A 24,580-nucleotide genomic window follows, 5' to 3' on the forward strand; every position below is an offset into this window, starting at 1 on the left:
CTACTACCAAAAAAGTGCTGTAAACCAATATTGGTTTACAGCCTTTTTCAAGTTATCATTTTTTTACTCGGCTACAACATCCGTTTTGACCTTCTCCTCTTTATTCTACTGGGCTATCAAAAGAACCTCTCTATCAAAATAGCAGTTAATACTAACCCAACTATAAATCAAATACAGACAACTCCCCTAGAGTTCTTGCCGTTTCTACGAGGCAAATTGATAAAGTTCTCTTTCATTCTTTTCATTTTTGCATCAGTTGCTACTAATCAAATGGGTTCAACAGGTAATCGTTAACGTGAATTCAATATGCTTCAGCAGCAAATTGCGGATAGGTTTTATTATTTGAAAGCTGGGTATTTTAAAGACTAGCACTAACACTATAAAAATCTTAGGAGGCAATTTGAAATGGCTGACAAAAAGTTTGTAGGTACATTCCATAATGAAACCCAAGTCTTGAATAAGATTGATGAGTTAAAAGCGCAAGGTTATACTGAAAACGATATTTATATTGTGACGAATGATGCAGATACATTATCGATTATCCGAGGAGAAACTGATGTGGATCTCCGATCGCCTGAAGGTAACTGGATGGACAAGTTCATCGCTTTCCTGAGCGGAGATGAACCCGTCAAAGGTGCATTCACTAACATGGGCTTCACCGACGAAGAATCCAACCGTTATTTCAATGAAGTCAAAGCTGGCGGAATTCTTCTATACGTGGACCAGGAATACGGTAATCTCTATGGAAATCAAGGAACGGAATATCAAGCAGGTTATACAGATCCTAATATCGGCTCAAATCTTGTTGTTGATGATTATGATAATCCCAATCTAGCAATGAACAGCCAAGGGTTAGGGTTAGGAACAGATGAAGAACAGGAAGAACATCTAAGATTGCACGAAGAGAAGCTCAATGTCGACAAAGAACGCTATCAGGCGGGTGAAGTGAACGTCAGTAAGCACATTGTCGAAGAGACACAAACGGTAGAAGTGCCCGTCACACGTGAAGAAGTGTACATTGAACGACGCGCAGTAACTGAAGAGACTGCTGCCGGAGAAGTGTTTGATGATGGTGAAAATATTCATATACCTGTTATGGAAGAGCGGGTTGAAGTGACAAAACGTCCTGTCGTTAGTGAAGAAATCGTCGTTGGCAAACGTGAAGTTCATGATACAGAAACGGTTAACGAAACCGTGCGCCGTGAAGAAGCGGATATCGACCGGACCGATGCAGTACTAGATGAACGTGATGGGACGGCCATACATTCATTGGATACAAATCCATTTGAGCGGAATGAATTAAATAATGATTCTTTAATCGACCGGAAACGATTTTAATAATTAAGAAAACCGTAAGGCGCCTGGAGTCTAGACACTGCTCCAGATTGAAAAACAGATATTTTCTTATTCCTTTAAAAAGGAGCTTGCTTAAGTAGATGATCTACTTAAGCAAGCTCCTTTTCGTTTTCCGGATTGACTTCCATCACTTTTTTGGTTTGTTCAATTGACAGGTGACGCCGAATTTATCCCCTACCCAACCAAACTTGTCACTGACCGGCGTTTCAGAAAGCAGCATCAGGACTCGTCCATCCTGTGATAGCTGTTCAAAAAGCCGACCAATTTCCGCTGCCGCGTCACATGCCACAAACAATGAAGTGGAAGGAGTGAATGTGAATTCTTGGTTGATAGAACTGTCGATGCACATGAACGCCTGTCCTTTTATTGTGAATGTGGCGTGCATAATCATGTCGTTTTCTTGATGGACTACATTTAGAATTTCCGATTCATCAAAATAGCTGTGTAAAAATTCATGGCATTTTGTGCATTTCCTTCAATCATAAGCAAAGATAAGCAACGTCGTTATTTTTGGTCGGTAGTCCCTATAAGTTATTTCCCCTAACATCTTTATTTATAAATCAATTTCTAAAACAATCGGACAATGGTCGCTGCCGAGTATATGTGGATGGATGGTAGCATCTTTCAATAGAGATTCCAATTGTTTGGAGGCTATGAAATAATCAATCCGCCATCCAATATTCCGCTCCCTAACCTTACTCATGTACGACCACCAAGTATATGCTCCTTCTAGATTTGGATTGAAATACCGATACGTATCGATGAATCCTTCCCCTAATAGCTCCGTCATCTTTCCGCGTTCCTCACTGGTGAAGCCCGAATTACCGATGTTCGATTTCACATTTCGTACATCTATTTCCTGATGCGCGACATTCAAATCACCACATAGAATGACTGGTTTCATATCATTCAGTTTCTTTAAGTAGTCACGCATGTCGTTTTCCCATTCCAAGCGAAATGGCAATCGTGCCAAATCCCGCTGCGAGTTTGGCGTATAGACGTTTACTAAATAAAACTGCGCGAACTCAAGCGTAAGAATCCGTCCCTCTTCTTGAGCATCTAAATCGCCTACACCGTATTTCACAGTCAATGGTTTTTCTTTCGTGAATACAGCCGTACCTGAATAGCCCTTTTTTAGTGCGTAATTCCAATATTGATGATAACCATCCAACTGTAAATCAATTTGACCTTCTTGCAGTTTTATCTCCTGTACACAGAAGATGTCTGCATCCACCGTTTCAAAGTATTCTAAGAAACCTTTACTAACACATGCCCTTAATCCATTGACGTTCCATGATACTAATTTCATATAGATTGACTCCTTTGATTAACCTCTGCGAATTCTCTTTCCATTCTTACTATAGCACAAAAGAACATACGTTCAATTTTTCACCTATTAAAAACGAAAATTCTGCTACAGCTAGCCTAGTTGGTTCATTCATCGCCAAAAAATTCCGATTAGAACGATTGCTCCTAATAGAAATTTGCCAATCTGCCCGATTTGTTCCGAGGTGATAAATGGTTTTGGCACAAGAAATTCCATTTCCTTGATTTCATTCTCCAAATGATCTATTTTGGCTTTCAGCGCTATCATTTCTTTGTCCAGATTGGTTTCCCATTCATCTTGTCCATTCATATGTATTCCTCCCATTTTTTGATTTAACTTACTATACGTTACTTACTCAAATTGGTTTCATTTTTTCATTAATAAACAAATCTCAACGGCTTTGTTCGGGATCTATAAACCTCGTTTATTGAACTCCCCTATGTTCTCTAGTATCTCGCTATGGACACTAATATTCCATGTTATAAAGAAGATAAGACATACTACATATCACGTCTGTTGATTAACCAAAGTAACCAGTGAATAACATGATTAACTACTAGGCGCTACGTGTAAAGTTGACTTTGGATTGCTTTGGATATAAAGACTTCTATACGATTATCGAGATGTCTAGAAATGTAGTGATGCGACTTTGTCGCATCACTACATTTCTTTCCCGATAATCGTATGGAGGTCCTTCATCCATCGCGCTCCAAATGCATAAGTATACGAAGTGCTAAAACTTTTTGAGACGAAAGAATAGAGGGGCATCTACCTGGATAAAAGCCGCCAAAGATGCAATTTTGGTGGCTGAAACTTTCTTTAGGGTTTGCTCATTTTTACTAGTAAAGAAGTGTTACTTTCTATAAGGTATCACATGATTACATGCATACTCTTTGCTAAAAGTAAGCAAGGAACGCATTTTACAACGTACTAGAGTGCCCGAAATTGCATCTTCGGGCACCTACACCCCCTATAGAAAGTCATCTATTCTTTTCTTTCCAGGCAACTGCATTATTCACTTAAATATTGTAGGAACGCGACAGGCAACTATTCGCAACAGGATTAACGAAAATAGTGTGGCTAGAAGTGACGGAGTCACTTCTAGCCACACATGCCTCTCGATAAATGTGTCATGAATATTTCGCCGAAAGCGGACCGGAAATGATCCCGTGAAAATGGATTTCCCCAACCCCTACTCACTATTATATTTTGTAAATAAATGGATAACAAAAAGACATGCCTACATATAATTGTACGAACCATTTAAAGGTTTTTCTTTGTCTTGCAGCTGATTGAAATATGTATGCAAATAATCCGATAAATAACGAGATTATAATCAAATCGGATTGCCATATACGCTCTGCTGAATTAACAGGAATCATTACCTCTTGTAAGATTTGTATAGTGTTATCATCATTAATTTGTATATTATATTTTTCTTTGTTGAAAAAACCTTCTTCAATCGTTATGAAAGATGCACTTTCATCTAAATTATAATGATAGCCAATCAAATTAAAATTAGTTAGTATTGTGAACGATAACAATAGCATCATCACAGGTATAAAAATGAACCCAAGTGGCATCTTTTCATCAGGCTTTAACATAATTATTCCTCCCGTAATTATCGTTTGTTATTCTATTTTATTCACAATAGTTGTGGGAATACCTCTTTAATTTGGAAAATAATTCGCAATACGAAAAATGCCTGTACTGAACACAACTTCAAATTGTGTTTAGCACAGGCAAGGAAGCATTAATTTAAAGAGAAGAATGTTTACATTTTTCTCTTGGAGCGGTGTCTTGACTTCAGCACTATTCTTACTTCATCTGGTCTGTTACTGTATCAACAAGTAACAAAGGATCTACCGTATATACCTCGTAAACGACTTCCTCTTCCTGCCACATAAAGCTATTCGCAGCTGCACCTTCACTATTCATATCAAACATCCCAGCCCCGATCTTTCGTGGAGCTGGTAATAATTGATTTTCCAACTTTGCGACAATCTCTTTTGCCAAATCGTTCATTTTCGCACTTCCTACATCGCTATTCCGATTACGAATCGAAAATGACCAGCGCCCCTCATGCCATGTAAGGAAAATACTCCCTGCACCGGCATCTTGGTATCCCGTAATGCCATTTCCCAAATCAACTTTTTGAGCGCCATCATTGATGGGTTGGTAATTTATTTTCGCTTTAGCACTAGCCGCTGAATCATACCTTGTCCCATTCACAATCATATAAGGGTGTGCATCGTGCAAGGTAGAATCATTTACAGGAATCGGTACATTTGTGACATAAAAATTTACTTCGTAATTATTTTTGCTCGATGCAGTAGTCGCCGTCAGATAACCTTCCCCTACAAAAATATCCTCTGGCAACATCAATTTCACATCAGTTTCTATAGCAGATGTTACCTGCGCTAAGATTTCTTCATGTGTTTGCTCAGGATTAGTTTCAGGGCTTTCTATTTGTTTTTCGGGTGTATCCGTTTCGGTAATATCTGGTGTCTCTACAACTTGATCCGCGCTTGATGAACATCCACCCAGTATGAATAAAGCGCTAATGACAATTACACTAACTCTTTTTGATTTCATATAGTTCTCTCCTTATATAAACCACAAAAAATACTCGATTTTATTCTTATTCCCCTTTTTCTTGCTTGTTAATCCTTTTTATAAGTACGATGCGAGAAATAAACAGGTTTAACTGTCCATTAGCGAGAACCTGAAGTGTAATTCCGAAAATAGTTTATTCATCAAAAAAACTCATCATTCATTGGAAGAATGATGAGCCTTTTATTGAATAGACAGTTGAAACGGATAGCTTAATGCGCGTCAGGAAATACTCGCTTCATCGCATCTGAAAACTCTTCAAAGAATCCTTCCACTGGTTTGTCTTCTCTAATCTTAGTTCCATATTCGTCCATTTGTTTTACAAAATCGGGATTCATCGATACATAAACATTTTTAAAGTTAGCATCAGTCGACCTGACCTCATCCGCAATCTTATTCTCAGTCACTTCTGAACCATCTGCTCCTTCTTTTAGCACGACTGCCACATAAGCATTTGTGTCAGTTACGATGACATTGGCGCTTTCCACTTCTTCCATTTCCACTATTTTATCAGCAACATCATCAGCGACCGTCAGCTCTTGATTACCTTCACTATTTGGATTGGTATCCGTTGCCGAGTCGTTTGTAGTACCGTTTGTGGTAGTATCGTTTACATCCGTTTCTGTTTCTGTACCCACCGCATTGTCCTTCACTTCTTCATTTTTCTTCGTTCCACATCCCATCAAAGAAAAAATGACGAGCAAAGTGGCCAAAACACGCAACATCTTAGTCATTGATAATCCTCCTTCAAATTTGTCAGTAACGATAGCATGGTCTGTTTGTCTTTTTTTATGTAGTCGTTTTAAAATTTTTGCCAATAAAAAATTCTCAAGCCGAAATACGGCTTGAGAATGAAATAAATTATGGTAATACATTCAGGCGACTGTCACTCAACTTTGATTGCACTTACAACTTTATACAACTCAATGTCTATGTCAACCGGTTCATTCATTGCTAATTTTGCTAGTTGTTTACCTAAGAAAGGTCCGACAGTTAGTCCTGAAGCACCCAATCCATTCGCTAGTAAAATTCCTTTTGCTCCTGGAACTTCTCCAATAATCGGGAGGAAACCTGGGGTAAACGGACGGTAACCTACACGTACCTCGGTAAAAGCGCTGTCTGCTAATCCTGGCGCGACTGTTAGAGCTTTACCTAATACCTCATGCAAGCCTCCAGCAGTAACGCGCATATCAAACTGTTTATCATCTTCATGCGTTGCTCCAATGACTACTTTTCCATCATCAAATGCAAGAATGTATTGGTCAGTTGGTGGCATGACGACTGGCCATTCGGTGGTTTGTGTTTTTTCAAGTTGTAGATGGACGATTTGTGCTTTTTGAGCACTCACTTGTAGATGAATGCCTAACGGCTCAATTAATTCTGCCGCCCATGCACCGGCAGTGACTATGACTTTATCCGCTAAAAACTGTTGATCTTCTACTTGAACTCCCGTGACAACTTTGTCTGTAGCAATAAGTGCTGCAGACCCATTTACGAACACTGCACCATGTTTTTTTGCGGCACTGACCAACGCATTTCGTAAAGCTCGCCCGTTTACACGAGCCGCTCCACTAATTTGAATAGATTCATATTCCCCAGAAAGCGGCGGAAATAAAGCCGATGTTTCACTTGCATTCAATTGACGGATATCGCCAATTTCAGGTGCATCTTCTCGTCTTTTTACCGCACGTTCTTTCATTTTCTCGAGTTTGACAGCATCCGTGTGCAAGCTGACCGCACCAACGCGTCGGTACCCCGTTTCCGTTTCTCCGTCTTCTTCAAGCTGTTGGATGAGTGACGTATAATATGCCGCCCCGCCTTTCGCAAGGGCGTACCAAGCTTTATTTCTCCGTTGGGATAGCCATGGACAGATAATGCCCGCTGCCGCATCCGTCGCCTGCCCCGCGTCCTGACGATCTATAACTGTCACTTTAACTCCAGATTTGGCTAAATGATACGCTGTCGACGCTCCTAAAATTCCTGAGCCTATGATGATAAATTTCTTCATTATAAAACACCTTTTCCACTTTGAGTTTATTCTAATCATACCAGTTCTTATACTGAATTTTGACCGATTAACATGGTTTTGTCGAATTTACCCGCGACTCCATAAAAAACACCACAACCATGTCAGGTTGTGGTGTTTTATCCTTATTCACTTCACACAGATAACAACGCGGCATCACTGTTTAACTTTTCACCGCGAATGCGTTGGAATTCGGCCATTAACTTTTCGATCGTCAACTGCTTCTTTTCCTCAGCTTCAACTTCCAAAATGATTTGCCCTTTATCCATCATAATGAGCCTATTGCCCAAATCCATTGCTTGCTGCATATTATGTGTGACCATCAGCGTTGTCAACTGATCCTTTTCTACAAGTTGTTTCGTTAGATTCGTGATCAATTCTGCCCTTGATGGGTCAAGAGCTGCTGTATGTTCATCAAGAAGCAAAATAGACGGTTGTGTAAAAGTAGCCATCAACAAAGAGAGTGCTTGACGCTCCCCACCTGATAGCATACCTACCTTGGCATTCAATCGATCCTCTAGGTTCAAATGAAGTGTTTCTAGTGATTCCCGGAAGAGTTCACGACGTTTCTTGTGAACACCTTTACGCAATCCACGTGTTTTATTGCGCGAATACGCCATTGCTAGGTTTTCTTCAATTGTCATAGAAGGAGCTGTTCCTGCCATTGGATCTTGGAATACTCTGCCGATCATTACCGAACGTTTATATTCAGGCAGTTTCACAACATTTTTACCCGCGATTTCAATGACACCGAAATCAGGCGTAAGTGCTCCTGAAATCATATTCATCATTGTTGATTTCCCCGCACCATTACTGCCGATGACAGTTACAAAATCTCCTTTTTTCAAATGTAAGTTGATTTGATCAAGTGCGATTTTTTCATCGGGAGTCGCTTCGTTAAATACTTTATTTATCTGTTGGAGTTTCAGCAATTGCATTCCCTCCCTTGTTTAATACATGATCATAAGTTGTTAATCGTTCGGCATGACGTTTCGCTTTCCTCTTATTTTCCCGTCTTTTATCAATGTATTGCGGTAAAATAAGTGCAGCTATAACAATAACGGCGGTGATTAACTTCATATCTCCTGTATCGAGAAATTCTACTCGAAGTGCAAGACCCAATACGATTCTATAAATAATAGCACCTGCAATCACTGCAAGTGTTGTTCGCATAATTGTTTTTGTACCAAAGATTGCTTCACCAATAATAACAGAAGCTAGTCCGATAATAATCATACCGATTCCCATACCGATATCGGAAAACTTCGAGTACTGAGCAATCAATGCACCAGAAAAAGCGACAAGCCCATTAGATAGGCCTAACCCTAGGATTACAAGAGTATCTGTATTCGCTGAAAAGCTGCGAATCATTTTCTTATTATCACCAGTTGCCCGTATTGCAAGCCCGATTTCTGTTTGTAAAAACCAATCTACAACGACTTTAATAAGCAATGTAGCTATAATCATTAAAAATAACGTTCCCCATGTAGAAGGTAAGTATGTAACGCCTAGCATGCTGAAGAATTGATTGATTGACTCATCAATGCCAAGCGTACTCCAAAATACATAGAATTTACTAAACAACGTCTCTGCATTTAACAAAGGAATATTGGGACGTCCAACAGAACTATCCGACGTCATCCCCATAATCCTTAAATTGATAGAGTACAAGGCAATCATCATCAAGATACCCGCAAGTAATGGATTAATCTTTCCTTTCGTATGTAAAAGACCCGTAATACAACCGGCAATAAATCCAATAACAATGGCGACTCCAGTTGCGAATAACGGATGATACCCAAAGACAATCATCGTGGCTGCAACCGCTGCCCCTGTTACGAAACTTCCGTCAACCGTTAGATCGGGAAAATCTAGCACCCGGAATGTGATGTACACACCGAGTGCCATGATTGCATAGATGATTCCTTGCTCCACAGAGCCGAATATAGCACTAAACATACAGAATCATCTCCTAATTTATTCGCTTAATTCAGCTTTCCATTCGTCCTTGATATCAAGACCAAGTGTATCAGCTGTAGCTTTATTTATAACAAATTTTAAGTTTTGAGGAATTTGAACGGGCAAATCAGCTGGTTTACTTTCGCCTTTTAAGATCTTAACAGCCATTTGACCTGCTTCAAAACCTATATCGTAAAATTCAAATCCATATGCGCCTAAACCGCCGCGTTTTACGGAGTCGAACTCACCGACTAACAGCGGAATCTTATTGGCATTCGCAACATCTATCACCGATTCAAGTGCTGACACAACCGTATTATCTGTAATAATGTAGAAAGCATCTACTTTACCAATCAATGATTCAGTAGCTTGCTTCACATCCGCGGATGTTGCAACTGGTGCTTCCTTTACAGTCATATCCATATCTTTCAATATTTCCTTAACTGCGTCAACTTGTGAACGTGAGTTTTGCTCTCCTGCGTTAAAGACCATTCCAACATTTTTAACGCCTAATTCTTCTTTCATGAACTTCATCGTTGCTGGAATTGCTTCAGGGTGATTATCAATTGTCCCAGTCACATTGCCGCCTGGACTTTCCATTGAAGCAACTAGTTCAGCACTTACAGCATCAGTTACCGATGTAAATACAATTGGAATTTCTTGTGTCGCTACTGCGACTGCTTGTGCACTAGGCGTCGAGTTCGCAAAAATTAAATCAACGCCTGAACTGACTAAGTTATTAGCTATCGTTGTATTAGAGCTATTATCATTCTGAGCATTTTGCTCAACGTATTCCACGTCAAGACCTGCATCAGCCAATGCTTTTTTAAATCCGTCTGCCGCAGCATTCAAAGATGGATGCTCGACAATTTGAGTCATACCAATTTTATATTTCTTCGTATCTTCATTAGTCCCTTGCTCTTTTTCATCATTTGATGGCTTGGATGCATTCTCTGCTTTGTTTTCTCCACATGCCGCAAGGATGAAAATAACGCTAAATAATGCAACTGCATACTTTAACCAATTTGTTTTCATTTTTGTTCCCCCTTTTTCATTATCGCCTTCTTTAATAGACTTGTCTTTACGACGATAATTATTCGTAACAATACACTGTTTGCAAATGTTAGTCAATGGAATTTTAAGTATTCTAAACATTGAAGCGCTTACATTTTCTAAATAGTGTTTTTTGTTTTTTAATTATTAACGATTCATTTTAATGTATAAAAACTCAATGAATTACTTGGGTCATTTTTACGTACAAAAAAACGACCAATACCCGCCGAAGGAGTTTTGACCGTTTTTCTACACAATTAGGGATAATCCGCATTTGAGCTGAGTAATTACTTCATTTATTACGATACTTTTTCTTGATATCTATTAATTAACTCATCCAATTCTTGACTACACGCGACAACAAGGGGATGCGTATATCCGAAAGTTTTTGCTTTTCTATACATGACTTTTCTCTTAATCCCAATTTGAAACAACAACGCCTTTTCATTCAGTAGCCTTTTCACAAATCTTCCTCCATATAATATATTCGGCTTCAAATTATGCGCTCTTTATCTAGTAGGTTCGGAAGCAACTAGTTCATCGTACAACATGATGTTTAAAAAAAATGTCGTATTAAGGCAAGATTACATTAATTCATAAATTTGTCACAAATCATAGGAATATAAGTCGTATTAGTTGATTCTTAAAGCTTTGAGCATGTTTTCATTCGTGGATTGATTGTATTTTTAACTATTTCACTTAAAATGGTTTACATCATATTCAGCTGGGTATAGATAGATTACAAGGTGAAACAACCTGAAGAAGCTATTCGTAGACGAGTAACCTACAAGTAACTTCTAATGGATGAAATGCACAGCCTTGGCGGAAAATTTGCTTTACTGGCGACTAGTTACATTCGATGAGAACCACCTGATTTAGAGTTAAGTTGTGTATCACTTAGCTATTCATCCGGCATTAGGGATGAATAATTAAGGCTTTAACTAAGTAATACAGGTTAATCACGAAGTGTTAGACCAAGCAGTAAGCGTTACGTTTTTTGTTTAAGTGCAATTTGAATACTGACAGCTATGCCAAAAGTGGCGGCGCACGTCAAGCTTATCAAGCTGAAAGACGAGTATTAAATAATCGTCAGTAAAAACAGTTTGTATCATTGAAAAAACAAATTTTCCGAGTGCACCCCTTTCATAGGGGAATGAAAAAGCATGGTCCTTCATGGATCATGCTTTTTTTCGTCTCAATAAATTTCTTCACAGCTAATACGAATTGAAATCGTTTTTGAAGCCATATTAACGTAGAATACACTTATTGAAATGGAGGGTTTATTATGACAAAAGATAATCCAAAAGGAAATACCGACAAGTCAGCCCCATCGAAACATAAAAAATTAAACTCGAACACAATGAAAGAAGAGATTTCGCTTGAGTTAGCCGAACTCGGAAACTTAAACCCGAAGCATGAACCGATGACAAAAAACGACAGGCAAAAGAGTGAATCGGAAAAGACTTATTAATAATAGAAGATATTTACTGAAAACCACTAGGTATAACCAACCCTAGTGGTTATTTTTTCGAAGTACCCTACGGCAAAAACAAAACTGTTGAGGAAATTCCATCAATATGTTCCTTATCCGCCCATAATATAAAGTAATTATAAGATATTCCATCAATCATTATCGGACTCGGATAATTTGCGATAAAGGCTGCCTGCCCCTTCATTTCAGCTGGTTGATCGGCAGAAGGTAAAATAGTGCATGACTGTTCATATGGGTTTTGTGATTGTATTATTCGAGGCACCGAGCCATAGGGCATTAGTTTTTGAAAAGCTTCGTCATGGCATACCTTGTCGATCGAATCGGATCCCAAAAGAGCTGAAATCTGAAAAAAGCCATCATCGCCTTCGTATCTTTCATTGTTTACCCTATGCCAACTTGCGGGATATTGAAAGTTAACGTCAAAAGTCTCGTTCGTAAATTCCGCTTTTGACAAATCCATAATCGGTGTTGGCGACCATTGCACTGACGTGATAGTCACGTCTTCAATGAGCCTAATTGGGACAGGATGGGTTAGATCAAGCACCCACAGCTCATTGGCAAATTCCTGCTCTTTACACCCAGAAAGGTATGCAATTTTTCTTCCGTCAGGCGACCAAGTAACTGGTGTCGAAAAGCAATTCGAAATCGCCCATATCCGATCATCATTCCCAAGTCGCTCCACAGTTCTTATTTGCGTAAAATAGCCTCTATCATCAGATGCGGTCGCACTATACGCGATTCGTAAAGAATCAGGTGACCATTCCGGGAAATAGTTTTTCCCATCTGGTCCCCCTTTCACTTCATGCACAACACCTGTAGCAAGCTCCACAGTGTAAATAATTGAAACACTTGCACCTGGTGTTGTATAGAGAGCAAAGCTACCATCGGGTGATAGACGCGCATCATGAAGAGGACCGTTCGTATTTCTAGTAATTTGCTTTTTAGCCATTCCATTTGTATCACTGCTGAATAGCTGACTTATACCTGATGCATCCAGAGCTTGAAACATTAATTCCGTGCCACTCGGAAACCAGTTCACTTCTGATGCACCAGGTTGCCTGATCGTCTTCGCTGCATGCAACGTGGCGTTATACAGTATAATCATTCCTCGGGTCGCATAAGCTAAACTTGAACTGTCTGGAGACCAACCCAGACTGAAATCTCCCCCTTCTTCCAACTGATCAATACCAGCGATTAAACCCGTTGCTGTATAAATAACATAGATAATCCTATCCTTCCCAACAAATGCGATTCGGCCGCTATCCGGCGACCAAATTGGTTGCGAGCGTGCATCGCCTAAACCACTTGTAAGTTGTCTATTTTTCCCGGTCCGCGGATTATACACCCAAATATCATACTGCCCTCCGCGATTAGATGTATAAGCAAGAAATCCTCGATCAGCGGTAGGTGCGAAAGGAATACTTAATCTCATTCCAGGAGTTAGAGCTGTGGATGGCAGTTCGTTGGTCGTCTGTAAATACTTAGGATTACTTTGACCACCTGTTGTCACGTTGAAACGCTTGGCAATCTGAACCAATGTGTCCCGAGGTTGAACGACGTAATAAGCAACACCAGGTGGGATTTCAAGTAATTGACCTATCTGTAAGGCATATGGTGGCCTTAGCCTATTTGTTTCGACAATCAAAGAAACAGGAACACCATACATTTGAGAAATCCGGTACACGGAATCTCCCGACTTAACGCGGTATTTATTGACGCCAGGTGGAATTGACAACTGTTGCCCGATAGTGATTCTATATGGTTGCGTTAAATTATTTGCGGCAATAAGGGATTTCACTGGAAGTTCCCACCGCTTTGCTATGTTATTTAATGTGTCGCCAGTCCTAACTACATAAAAAAGTTGCATCGCTAACACATCCTTCCATTTTGACAACATCGTAATTTCCCACGTTAAATGTGAACAGAATTCAATTGCTCTACCCACACCTAGGTTATTCGTCTAGCGGGCGGTATGTTCTAACCATGACATTAATTCAAAGTAGAAAGCACAAAAAAACGAACGGCTCTTTTTAAAAAAGAGCCGTTCGTTTTTCCAATTTCGCTTATCTACTTTTCAAAGACTTGGTGAAGCACATCACTCGGTTTACTGTTATTCAAGTTTTTATAAATGCAGCTTGCTGGTTTTTCACGCAATGTTTCGGCGAAAGCGTTCGCTAAATCAGCTTCACCCGACACATGTATTTCTTGCCAGCCGCGTTCCTTTTTCAATTTCCCAACAATTTCACCCATTCCTTTATAGAACCGCTGAAGGTTTTCTCTCAAACGTGGTTCTAAGGCGTCGTCACGAGTAGCCCCGGTTAGTGTTTCGTTAGGATCTTTTTTCTGACTTTTTCCCCATCCTTCCAAATTCGCGTCGAATACATAGGTGGCTTCATCAATAACGGCCCCCATTGCTGTATCTAAAATGCGTACTTCCCCAAAGCTCGGCAAGATAATCCCCGCTTCCGGATATGCTTTGTACATATATTCCATCTCTTCAGTGACTGGGTGGTTTTCCCAGTGGAAGCTTGTTTTCACTGGGACTTGAACATAGTGAACTGCCCATAATTCCGGCTCTAATGATGCAAAAATCACAACACCTTTGCTTAGATCATTCTTATTATCCTCGACTTCTGTTTGAACTTTCTTTCTAAGTTCAGTAAAATTTTTCAATTCCTTTTCATCTTTGGAAGCTTTAATATACTCGTCAATCCGCTTCAATCCACTCTTCAAATGAATTCTCCATGCCCCGTTTAGTTGATCAGGATCACCGGGATTAGTGTTTAAATAGACACTCAATACACAACGGTCATCACAGTGAAAGTCTTTTAAGGTTTTAAGTTCTTTGCTTAATGACATAATTACATTAACCTCCTTAATTTTCGATTCACTATTAGCATACCCTCACGTGCTTAGTCTAAAACGAATTGTGAGTACACTTACATTTACAAGTTAATAATGGATTAGAAAAAGCTGTTTTCAAAATCCTCTGCACATGGACTTTGAAGACAGCTTTTCATTTCATTAAATAAATAAGCTAAGTAGTAATACAACACCAAGACCAACAATCGAGTTCGTGAATAAAAGAAGGCCCCATGTTTTGAATGTGTCTTTAATGGATAAGTTGAAGTACTCTTTAAACAACCAAAACGATGCGTCATTTACATGAGTAATCGTGTTACTTCCTGCGGCTGTTGCTAAAACCATTAATACAGGATTCACATCAAACGTATGAATAAGCGGACCTACGATTCCAGCAGCGGTTATCGCAGAAACAACGCCTGTCCCTGTTGCAATACGAAGCATTGCCGTGATGACCCATGCCATAATTAACGGAGATACACTTGTATTTTCCATCATTCCAGCGATAAAGTCACCAATTCCTGTATCTAAAATGATTTGTTTGAATGCACCACCGGCACCAACAATGAATACAATCATCGCAATACCCTCGATTGCCCCGGAAAAAGAAGTCATGATTTCCGGCATTGTTCGACCTCTTCGTGTACCGAATACGTAAATGGCAACTAATACCGCAAGTAACATACTAATTTCGGCACTGCCAAGGAAATTAATAATTTGGTAGAACATCGTTCCTTTTTCAATAAATAGATCCATCACGGTAGCTGTTGTTATAATGATTGCTGGCAACAATGGAACAATTATACTGATTGCAAAACCAGGCATTTCATCTTCTGTGAATTCTTTCGACTTTTTCAACAATGGTGGCACAGGACGATCTAAATTACGTAGCATTCTAGGTAAAATAATACCCGCGGCAATAACAGATGGGATGACAACAACCAATCCCAATATATATACCATACCCATGTCCGCACCGTATGCCTGAACAAGTGCAGTTGGACCCGGTTGTGGAGGGAATATACTATGCGCCATTGTCGCGGATGCAACCATAGTAATCCCTAAACGTAAATAAGGAATTTTTGCTTCTACAGCAATACTAATTACTAGTGGAGCCAAAATGATGAAAGCAACTTCGTAAAAAACCGAAATACCGAAAATTGCTCCAACAATTAATATTGCCCACTCAACGTTTTTCACTCCAAATTTGTTTAATAAGGTAGAAGCTACGCGTTGAGCAGCCCCGGAGTCAACCATCAATTTACCAAGTACAGCACCCATTCCGATAATGATTGCCAAACTTCCAAGCGTGCCGCCAAAACCTGTTTTGATCGACAGGACAACTGCATCTAGTGTTAAACCATTTAATATACCTACCAGTATCGCGACGATCAAAAGAGCAAGTACACTGTTTAGTTTTACAACAATGTTCAAATAAAGTAGTAAAGCTACTCCAAGAGCTACCCAAATAATAGGCAAATAATTTATAATCCATTCCATATTCATTTCCCCCAAGCCTATTTTCTTCCCCAATATGTATATTTTTTAATTATTCGTATTCTATTTACGCAATGATTGTATATCTGGAGCTGTATAGGTTAGCTTAAAAGCCGCCTTCATTAGCAGTTTTTGTCGATTGGATAATTTCTTCTGCATCATTTTCCCGGATAACGGCAACTTCTTTAGTTTCTGTGAGTTGAGTAAGAAGCGAGTATTTCGATATCTTCATTTGTCCTCTTTAGTTATGATTTGGGATAGTTTACTGCTTAATTTCAAATTCCCCACTCAATGTATACGCTTTCAATAACATTTTCATTTAACCAAAATATTGTTACGAAAATCCATATGCCAATGAACAACATTATTTTCTTCAAACATTCCTACTTTACTATCCTCTGGTTCCAAAATAAGATTTGAGATTTTGTAATGATAGTGAAAATATCTTGCCGGGACCCTCTTCACGAATTTCTTTATCAGCGAAAGTTCTGGGGTAACCTTCTACAAAACGCACATCGCCCATGTCGATACTTTTGCTACGAGAAAAATTTAAAATAACACATTCGAATTCGTGATAAATTTGACATAAAAAGCGTAAGGCTCCCACCCTAGAAGGATTAAACGTATTTAGTGCTTCGCCTATCGTAAAAACACCAAATAAATATATGGCAACATAATCTCCCCTTTCCGATAGTAAATGTCCTATTTTTAAATATTTTTTCAATAAATCGGTTTAGTAAACCGATTTAGTATTCTAATTATATAGTGAAATCGCATTCAAAATCAATCATTAATTCTGAATAGCCTATTTCCTCTTCGTGATTCCCCTCTTTTTTCCTTCCAACATCTAGCTTCGAGACGCTTTTTACTTAATAGGAATTTCCCTAGAACTGGATCAATACTGCCTAGTATTATTTTAGAATGGCCTTTCAATTTAAGAAATCACTATATTTTAAAGGTAAGAGAATTATAGTGAGACTTCTTAAAGCACCCTGCTGTTATTAAATTATCCGCCGTTTTTTCTACAAAATAAAACCGATTGCACTATATGCAATCGGCTTCATTTTATATCGCTAATAAGCAAATTTGAACCTAGAACTAAATAACAACTGAAAATATGAAAAATAACCAACTATCTATTCACTAAGTTCAGCTTTCCACTCTTCTTTAATCTCAAGACCGATTTTAGATGCAGTATCTTCATTAACAACAAATTTTAATTTTTTCGGAACTTGAACGGGTAATTCAGAGGGCTTGCTTTCTCCTTTTAAAATCTTCACAGCCATTTGGCCTGTTTCATAACCGAGATCATGATAACTAAAGCCGTATGCTGCTAAACCGCCTCGTTTTACGGAGTCTAGTTCCCCGACCATCATGGGTAGTTTATTGTCGAACGCAACTGAAGTGACAGTTTCAAGCGCCGAAACAACCGTGTTATCTTTAATGATATACAAAGAATCGACTTTACCAATCAATGAGTCGACCGCTTGTTTTACATCCGCTGATGTGGCAACAGGTGCTTCAACAATAGTCAAATCCATATCTTTTACTACTTCATGAATCTTATCCACTTGAACGCGTGCATTTTGCTCCCCCGCGTTATAAATAATGCCTACATTTTTCGCACCTAATTGTTCTTGTAGGAACTTCAATGTTTGAGGAATGACATCAGGATGTAAATCAATCGTGCCCGTTACATTACCTCCCGGACTTTCCAATGACTCTACTAATTCAGCACCAACAGCATCTGTAACTGATGTGAAAACGATTGGAATTTCTTGAGTCGCACTTGCTACAGCTTGTGCACTGGGTGTCGAATTTGCAAAGATTAAGTCTACACCCGAATTAACAAGATTTGTAGCAATCGTTGTGTTAGCACTATTGTCATTTTGTGCATTCTGAACTACATATTCCACGTCAAGCCCTGCATCTTCCAATGCCTTTTTAAAGCCATCATAAGCGGCATTCAATGAGGGATGTTCTACAATTTGCGTGACACCTATTTTATATTTCTTTGTGTCCCCATTAGCACTCGACTCTTTTTTCTCTCCTTCTCCACATGCCGCAAGTAGTAATGCAGCACCAAAAATGACAAACACCATTTTCTTCAAATAAATCTTCATTCTTTTTCCCCCTTTAATCAAACCTGCATATTTTGTAAAAATTTGATTCTAAAAGTTAATTTTTCATAATGCTACACTGCCTGTGATTGATAGTCAATAAGGTTCCAAACATTAAGAATATTTAAGCGCTTACATTAGATTTATTTGCATTGGACAGTTCCCCGCATGTCAAAATTGGTTCCAAGTGAAGCTATAATTTAATTTGGAGATCTTCTTAACGTATCGTAATCGCTAGTTCATTCCAATACAAAAAACACCCACGAAAAAGTTAACAGGTACATTTTCGTAGGTGTTTCATATTGTTCTATAGGTTAGTTCAGTACTTAAGCCATAATTTTTGGTTGTCTTTGTGCTAATAATGGTTCTTGACACTCTATTTCTTCACCCGTTTCAATATCAATGAACGTACTTGTTTCATTAAACCAACAATCCGGTGCTTTGTGACCCCAGAATGTTTGGCGAAGTGGATCATTTAAATCCCAGCGTTTCGGCTTTAAATCTGGGTCGCTTGTTAAATAATCGCCCGTATAAAGTTCAATGCGGTGGCCATCTGGATCTCTTAAATAGAGGAAGAAGGCATTGGATAATCCATGGCGGCCGGGTCCCCGTTCAATTGAATCTGCATAGCCCATACTCGCTAAAATATCACAACAATCGAGCACGCTAAGTCGATCTGTTAATGAGTAAGCAAAGTGATGCAATTTTGGTCCAGGACTGCTCATGAATGCTTGATCATGAACAGTCGGCTTTCGATAAAGCCATGCTGCCCACAAGTCCCCATCCTCAGTATCCGTATACTCTGAACACGAGAATCCTAAGTGATCAACATAAAAATCAAAGGCTTTTTGAACATCTGGTACTGCACAGTTTACGTGGTCAATCCTTTGAATTTTCGCTCCTCGATAAAGATCATAACGCTGCAACATCCGGTCAACGATAGTCATTTCTGCAAAAAACTCTAATGGAATTCCTGAGATATCATGCACTCGAAGGGTTCTTCCAATTGCATGTTGTACCCCTTTCGCTACCCATTTTGTTTTCAGACCCAGTGAGATGAAAAGCTTTTCAATTTCATCGAGATCCTGTTCTTTTTCCACTTTGTAACTAAGTACCTCAACAACGGCTTTGTCTGCTTTTTTCAATAGTAAACTGTGATGCGAATGTTCTTCTAAACCTCTTAAGTAAATATGATTTTCATCACTTTCTGTTTCAATCATGCCTAATCCCTCAACATAGAACTTACGAGACGCCTGCAAATCTACTACATGAAGAACCGTTCTCGCGATCCGTATGATTGAAAAATCCATCGTGTTCACCATACCTTCCACTATTTTTTCCCGAACTGCTGAATACGATGATCAGCAATTGAAACATGAATAATTTTCTGTTCAGTATAAAAATTGAAGCCGTAATGGCCACCTTCACGACCGATACCAGAAGATTTCGAACCTCCAAAGGGTGTTCTTAAGTCACGAACGTTCTGAGCATTCACCCAAAGCATTCCTGCTTCAACTTTTTGCGCAACACGGTGACCTCGTTTAATATCGTTCGTCCAAACATAACCCGCAAGTCCGTATTCAATACTGTTTGCCAACCTAATGACTTCTTCTTCATCTTTAAATGTCATCACGGTTAGTACTGGACCAAAAATTTCTTCTTGTGCAACGCGCATATGATTTTCAGCATTTAGTATAAGTGTCGGTGCCACAAAGTTTCCTTTAGCTAATTCAATTGGGATATCTCCATTAATCACTTCGTTACCTTCTTCTTTTGCAATTTCCAAATAGCTTTTGACCTTATTATAATGCCCTTTATCGATTAGTGGTCCCACCTCCGTATATGCGTCGAGGGGGTCACCAACTTTAATATTCGCAACACGTATCTTTAAAGCGTCGATAAATTTGTCTTTAATCTCTTCTTGCACAAATAAGCGTGAGTTCGCCGTACATCGTTCACCGTTAAAAGAGTATATTCCCCAGACACAAGCATCTAAAGCACGATCGAAATCAGCATCTTCAAAGACGATAATTGGTGATTTCCCACCAAGTTCCATCGAGCAACTTTTCAGTGTATCGGCACTATTTTTTATGATTGTTGTACCCGTCGTTGTTTCGCCAGTAAATGAAATAAGCTGGACATCAGGATGCTTGACTAGCGCATCCCCCGCTGTCTCGCCGTAGCCATGAACAACGTTGAAAACACCTTTTGGAAGATCCGCTTTATGAATCACTTCAGCCAATAGATTTGCCGAAAGTGGCGAAAGTTCTGCTGGTTTTAAAACAACTGTATTTCCTGTCGCAAGTGCTGGTGCAACTTTCCATGTCTCCAACATGAAGGGGGCATTCCATGGCGTGATTAATCCTGCAACTCCTACAGGCGCATGAATCGTGTAGTTGATAAATTCATCATCTACTTGATAGGCATCTCCAACAAGACGGCTTTCTACCATACGTGCATAAAACCGAAAGTTTTCTGAAGCACGGCTTACCATATTTCGAGTTTGACTAATTGGAAGTCCCGTATCAAGTGATTCCAAATAAGCGATTTTCTCTATATCTTCGTCAATCAAATCTGCAATTCGATAAATATAGGCCATTCTTTTTTTTAGCTTCATCGTTTTCCATGGACCATGATCAAAGGCTTCCCGCGCAGCTGCCACTGCTTTATTAATATCATCAGATTGTCCTTCAGCAACTTCATTGATTTGTTCATTAGTAAACGGATTCATATTTTTGATCGTCGTCCCACTTAAAGCGGGAGTGAACTCTCCATTTATATAGAGTGAAATATTCTGTTGTGTTTCATGTTTATAAGAAACTACCCCATGGGTTGACACCATACTTATCACCTATTTCCTTCTTATATATGTTGAAATAAGGAATCCCATCTAATTCGCTTTGGCCTGCAGGATGCAGGTCATGCAGTCGTTGCGACATGACGTTGCGAACTTAGACTGCCTTCCTTTGATCCCCCTTGTAATGCGCCTTCACTCAGTTTATATAGGCATTCATTTGTTCAACATATATATTATTTTTTTAGTCAGTTTGCAGTAACTTCCTTAGGTAAAATAGCAAGTTCAATTAGTGATTCACGAACTTCTTGTTGGATTGCAGCTGTTGGTAATCCTAGAGGTAAGCGAAGCTTCGGCGTAATTTTCCCCATCATACCAAGTGCTACTTTAACGGGGGCTGGATTGGTATCTTTGAAGAGTGCATCATTTAATGGCATTAATTCGAAGTGAAGATCTTGTGCTCTCGCAACGTCTCCAGCAACCCAAGCATTGTAAAGTTCGGCTACTTTAGTTGGCTCAACATTTGATGTGGCACTAATAAATCCAGCCCCGCCAATTGCCAGCATTGGATAGCAAAGCAGTTCGATTCCTGAGAATAATAGGAAGTCTCTTCCACAATTTAGAAGTACACGATTTACATGTTCAAAGTCTTTGTTTGCTTCTTTTACACCAATAATGTTGGGACAGTCCTCAACTAAGCGTTTCATCGTGCTAACTTCCATATTGACGGCGGATCGACCTGGGATATTGTAAATAATGATTGGCGTTGTAACTGAATCAGCAACCGTTTTAAAGTGCTGATAAAGTGCTTCCTGGTTCGGTCTATTGTAGTAAGGCACAATAACCATTACAGCATCTGCACCTAGTTCTTCTGCATATTTCGTTAACTCCATTGTTTCATCATGATTGGTAGACCCTGTACCAGGTGCAAAAAATACACGTCCAGCAATTGTTTCTTTTGCTAATTCCATAACTCTTTTTCTTTCAGCAATTGTTAAAGAACTTGGTTCACCACTCGTTCCTGTAACAGAAATCCCATGACTTCCACTGTCAATTTGCCAATTAATCAACTCAACAAATGCTTTTTCATCGATTGCACCACTGTCAGTAAAAGGTGTTACTACAGGGCAAATTGAACCTCTTAACTTCTTTTTGGCTTCATCGTATATCAAAAGAATCCACTCCTTCAAAGTTATTAAATATCTGTTTCAAGAAAAGTATTCCAGCTGTATAGCTCGCCTACTCGACTCTCTTTCACACCACGAATAAGGTAAACTGGCACACTCATTATTCTTCGAGTTCTTTTAGTTCACGGTACTTTCCTTGACTAAATAGTAATGGTTCTTTTTGTTCAAGTTTAACGCCAGTAACATGACCAATAAAAACCGTATGATCTCCTACTACGTATTCGCTATACAGTTTGCATGTAACAACGGCTAACGCATCTTCTAGAATTGGCAATCCTTTATAGGTGGCAAATGTAATTTCAGATTCTCCATTAAGCTGACCCGAAAATTGTTTTGACACATTTTGTTGGTCAGATGATAATATGTTAATCGCGAATTGATTAGCATCTTTGATATGCTGATGCATTCTTGCATTTTCTCCAATACTAATTGCCACCAGCTTCGGTTTGAGAGATATGGACATAAAAGCATTCGCTGTCATGCCATGTACCTCTTCAGCAACTTCCGTTGTAATAACCGTCACACCCGTTGCAAAACTGCCCATAGCATTTCTGAATAAACGATCATCAATCTCGTGATCTACTTGCTGCATAATATATTCTCCTTTCCACTTTCAATTCACCTGTTTAATTATTTCGAGATAAGAAAGTATAAGTTATTCGACATGGTACAGTGTCTAAGCTTTAGGCGGCCATACGTTTTTCTATTCAAAATACTATTCCAGCTTCTTTTTTAGTTTTATTTAAAAAGTTTGTAACCATGTCTTTATAAGGTTGCTTATCAAATCCATCATAATAGGCATTCGACATTCTCACTGGATCTCCAAAGAAATAATATTCATAGAGAGCTTGTCGGTTACCGAACGCACTAATAGAAATATCCCATGCTAAACGGAATAGCTGTACTTTTTCTTCGCCGTTAATGTTCGCACCTTGTGTATATCGATGAACTAACGGTCCAACATCCGTATTGCTAAAGTCTGCTTCAGTTGGAAGCGCCATTAATCCGGAAGCGCCTAGAATTTTAATAATTTCATTCATACGCTGATACATTTTCGGGAACCAATTACGTGCTGCATTTAGTGGTTCAAAGTCCGGCGTCATATTACCGTATTGATCGATTTTTGCATTGTGCTCCGATTTGAATAAGTGGGAACGCATCACTTCTAAAATAACCATGATTTCACTCACTTTTTCTTTAACATGCATGAATTTATCAATACCGATTGCTTCCATCATACTGATGACAACACCAAGGATGAACTCTGTTTTGACAACGTTTTTTGCAATCACTTGATGCGTCATATGTATAACCGCATTTGTCTCGGTATACGTACGATTACATATATCTGTACTTTCACTTACAAAAACTCTTTCCCATGGAACAAATACATCTTCAAATGAAATGATTGCATCACTCTCATCAAACCTAGCACCTAATGGATGATCCCATTTGCTTTTACCATAGTCGAATGATTCACGGGATAGGAATTTTAAACCTTTTGTATTATTTGGGATCGCAAATGCAAATGCGAAGGGGTCATCTGTAGTACCTGGCGTTCTGTTTATAGTGGAAGGAAATACGACGAGCTCATCAGTGATACCGCCTAATGTTGCCAAGAGACGACAACCGTTCACAATAATTCCGTCTGAAGTCTTTTTCGTAATACGTGCGGAGAGAAATGGATCTTTTTGCTCTGCTTGCGTTAGCATCGACCTGTTTACCTGTGGATGAATTAATGTGTGTGTTAAACTAATGTCATTTTCACGTGCATATTCATAGTAATTTGCTGCATTTTTGGCGAATTGATCACTACCACCACCTTCCTGCGCAAAGAATTGACTGGCTGTACCGAATGCCATAATGCTAGTGTTCAGATAGTCTGGGGAACGTCCCATCATGCCGCCGGAAAAAGTTGCCCACTCCGTATGCATTTCACGTCTTTTGAACAAATCTTCTTTCGTTTTAGGAGCGATAAAAGAAAGTCCAACTTTTTTCCCAGATGTCGGTGATGTATAAAGCATTTTTTCAGGCTTCTCATGTTGTAAATCATAAAGACCTGCAACGCTCTCCACCACATTTTTAAATGCTGGATGTATGGTAACGTCGTTTACTTTCTCACCATGTATCCATACTTCCGTGTTCCGTTCTTTAATACCTTCAATATATTCTTTCCCCGTTCGTGCGCCCATTCTATTTCCTCCTTATTTTTGGATAAAGTGAAATTTCAATATGACAAGCGACATTTAACAGTTCATACTATTTAGATTTAAATATAGAATTCCGTTGAATCC

General features: G+C 39.1%; 23 protein-coding genes. 2 read left to right on the forward strand and 21 right to left on the reverse strand.

Annotated elements, in window-relative coordinates; genetic code table 11:
• The first annotated feature begins 405 nt into the window (after positions 1–405).
• Complete coding sequence (locus AZE41_RS13865; RefSeq protein WP_067210528.1) at positions 406–1,338, forward strand: YsnF/AvaK domain-containing protein; 933 nt, start codon at positions 406–408, stop codon at positions 1,336–1,338.
• A gap of 145 nt (positions 1,339–1,483) precedes the next feature.
• Here the strand turns inward: AZE41_RS13865 and AZE41_RS13870 are convergent, their stop codons facing one another.
• The 11 genes from AZE41_RS13870 to AZE41_RS13920 all read right to left on the reverse strand — a co-directional run bounded on the left by AZE41_RS13870 (position 1,484) and on the right by AZE41_RS13920 (position 10,798).
• A complete protein-coding gene (locus AZE41_RS13870; protein WP_231885840.1) occupies positions 1,484–1,777 on the reverse strand; it encodes a VOC family protein in 294 nt (97 codons plus the stop codon).
• A 132-nt stretch (positions 1,778–1,909) separates the two neighbouring features.
• On the reverse strand, positions 1,910–2,665 hold the full coding sequence (locus tag AZE41_RS13875) for an exodeoxyribonuclease III (protein WP_067210531.1): 756 nt from the start codon (positions 2,663–2,665) through the stop codon (positions 1,910–1,912).
• Positions 2,666–2,794: 129 nt separating this feature from the next.
• A complete protein-coding gene (locus AZE41_RS13880; RefSeq protein WP_067210533.1) occupies positions 2,795–2,992 on the reverse strand; it encodes a hypothetical protein in 198 nt (65 codons plus the stop codon).
• Positions 2,993–3,885: 893 nt separating this feature from the next.
• Positions 3,886–4,287 carry a hypothetical protein gene (locus AZE41_RS13885; RefSeq protein WP_067210536.1) on the reverse strand — a complete coding sequence of 134 codons (402 nt, stop codon included), beginning with the start codon at positions 4,285–4,287 and terminating at the stop codon, positions 3,886–3,888.
• A 214-nt stretch (positions 4,288–4,501) separates the two neighbouring features.
• Positions 4,502–5,278, reverse strand: a complete 777-nt coding sequence (locus AZE41_RS13890; RefSeq protein ID WP_067210538.1) for a hypothetical protein — start codon at positions 5,276–5,278, stop codon at positions 4,502–4,504.
• Between the two features lie 230 nt (positions 5,279–5,508).
• Positions 5,509–6,030 carry a YhcN/YlaJ family sporulation lipoprotein gene (locus AZE41_RS13895; RefSeq protein WP_067210541.1) on the reverse strand — a complete coding sequence of 174 codons (522 nt, stop codon included), beginning with the start codon at positions 6,028–6,030 and terminating at the stop codon, positions 5,509–5,511.
• 152 nt (positions 6,031–6,182) lie between these two features.
• Positions 6,183–7,304, reverse strand: a complete 1,122-nt coding sequence (locus AZE41_RS13900) for an NAD(P)/FAD-dependent oxidoreductase (protein ID WP_067210544.1) — start codon at positions 7,302–7,304, stop codon at positions 6,183–6,185.
• A 152-nt stretch (positions 7,305–7,456) separates the two neighbouring features.
• Positions 7,457–8,254 carry an ABC transporter ATP-binding protein gene (locus AZE41_RS13905; protein WP_067210546.1) on the reverse strand — a complete coding sequence of 266 codons (798 nt, stop codon included), beginning with the start codon at positions 8,252–8,254 and terminating at the stop codon, positions 7,457–7,459.
• Complete coding sequence (locus AZE41_RS13910) at positions 8,229–9,281, reverse strand: ABC transporter permease (protein WP_067210548.1); 1,053 nt, start codon at positions 9,279–9,281, stop codon at positions 8,229–8,231. Before AZE41_RS13910 ends, AZE41_RS13905 begins: the two co-directional genes overlap by 26 nt.
• Positions 9,282–9,299: 18 nt before the next feature.
• Complete coding sequence (locus AZE41_RS13915; protein WP_067210551.1) at positions 9,300–10,316, reverse strand: ABC transporter substrate-binding protein; 1,017 nt, start codon at positions 10,314–10,316, stop codon at positions 9,300–9,302.
• Positions 10,317–10,633: 317 nt separating this feature from the next.
• Positions 10,634–10,798 (reverse strand): aspartyl-phosphate phosphatase Spo0E family protein, encoded by a 165-nt coding sequence (locus AZE41_RS13920; RefSeq protein WP_067210553.1) that lies wholly within the window; start codon positions 10,796–10,798, stop codon positions 10,634–10,636.
• Positions 10,799–11,619: 821 nt separating this feature from the next.
• Here AZE41_RS13920 and AZE41_RS13925 point away from each other — a divergent pair.
• Positions 11,620–11,805 carry a hypothetical protein gene (locus tag AZE41_RS13925; RefSeq protein ID WP_067210555.1) on the forward strand — a complete coding sequence of 62 codons (186 nt, stop codon included), beginning with the start codon at positions 11,620–11,622 and terminating at the stop codon, positions 11,803–11,805.
• Between the two features lie 67 nt (positions 11,806–11,872).
• Here AZE41_RS13925 and AZE41_RS13930 read toward each other — a convergent pair whose 3' ends face one another.
• The 10 genes from AZE41_RS13930 to hpaB form a co-directional block, all read right to left on the reverse strand.
• Positions 11,873–13,693 carry a LysM peptidoglycan-binding domain-containing protein gene (locus AZE41_RS13930; RefSeq protein WP_067210557.1) on the reverse strand — a complete coding sequence of 607 codons (1,821 nt, stop codon included), beginning with the start codon at positions 13,691–13,693 and terminating at the stop codon, positions 11,873–11,875.
• 200 nt (positions 13,694–13,893) lie between these two features.
• The gene (locus tag AZE41_RS13935) at positions 13,894–14,685 is read right to left on the reverse strand and encodes a VLRF1 family aeRF1-type release factor (protein ID WP_067210560.1); all 792 of its coding nucleotides are present in this window, start codon (positions 14,683–14,685) and stop codon (positions 13,894–13,896) included.
• A gap of 165 nt (positions 14,686–14,850) precedes the next feature.
• A complete protein-coding gene (locus tag AZE41_RS13940) occupies positions 14,851–16,188 on the reverse strand; it encodes a gluconate:H+ symporter (protein ID WP_067210563.1) in 1,338 nt (445 codons plus the stop codon).
• A gap of 103 nt (positions 16,189–16,291) precedes the next feature.
• Complete coding sequence (locus AZE41_RS23475) at positions 16,292–16,417, reverse strand: hypothetical protein (protein WP_255428448.1); 126 nt, start codon at positions 16,415–16,417, stop codon at positions 16,292–16,294.
• A 904-nt stretch (positions 16,418–17,321) separates the two neighbouring features.
• A complete protein-coding gene (locus tag AZE41_RS13945; RefSeq protein ID WP_067210565.1) occupies positions 17,322–18,308 on the reverse strand; it encodes an ABC transporter substrate-binding protein in 987 nt (328 codons plus the stop codon).
• Positions 18,309–18,631: 323 nt separating this feature from the next.
• Positions 18,632–19,615, reverse strand: coding sequence for a 3,4-dihydroxyphenylacetate 2,3-dioxygenase (gene hpaD / locus AZE41_RS13950; RefSeq protein WP_067213982.1), 984 nt, complete (start codon positions 19,613–19,615; stop codon positions 18,632–18,634).
• A gap of 20 nt (positions 19,616–19,635) precedes the next feature.
• Entirely contained in the window at positions 19,636–21,147 is a 1,512-nt protein-coding gene (gene hpaE, locus AZE41_RS13955) for a 5-carboxymethyl-2-hydroxymuconate semialdehyde dehydrogenase (protein ID WP_067213983.1), read from the reverse strand.
• Between the two features lie 200 nt (positions 21,148–21,347).
• Complete coding sequence (hpaI, locus tag AZE41_RS13960) at positions 21,348–22,271, reverse strand: 2,4-dihydroxyhept-2-ene-1,7-dioic acid aldolase (RefSeq protein WP_067210568.1); 924 nt, start codon at positions 22,269–22,271, stop codon at positions 21,348–21,350.
• A gap of 115 nt (positions 22,272–22,386) precedes the next feature.
• The gene (locus tag AZE41_RS13965; RefSeq protein ID WP_067210571.1) at positions 22,387–22,878 is read right to left on the reverse strand and encodes a flavin reductase family protein; all 492 of its coding nucleotides are present in this window, start codon (positions 22,876–22,878) and stop codon (positions 22,387–22,389) included.
• A gap of 115 nt (positions 22,879–22,993) precedes the next feature.
• Entirely contained in the window at positions 22,994–24,478 is a 1,485-nt protein-coding gene (gene hpaB, locus AZE41_RS13970; protein WP_067210573.1) for a 4-hydroxyphenylacetate 3-monooxygenase, oxygenase component, read from the reverse strand.
• Between the last annotated feature and the right edge of the window lie 102 nt (positions 24,479–24,580).

This window comes from Sporosarcina psychrophila, assembly GCF_001590685.1.
GTDB lineage: Bacteria > Bacillota > Bacilli > Bacillales_A > Planococcaceae > Sporosarcina > Sporosarcina psychrophila.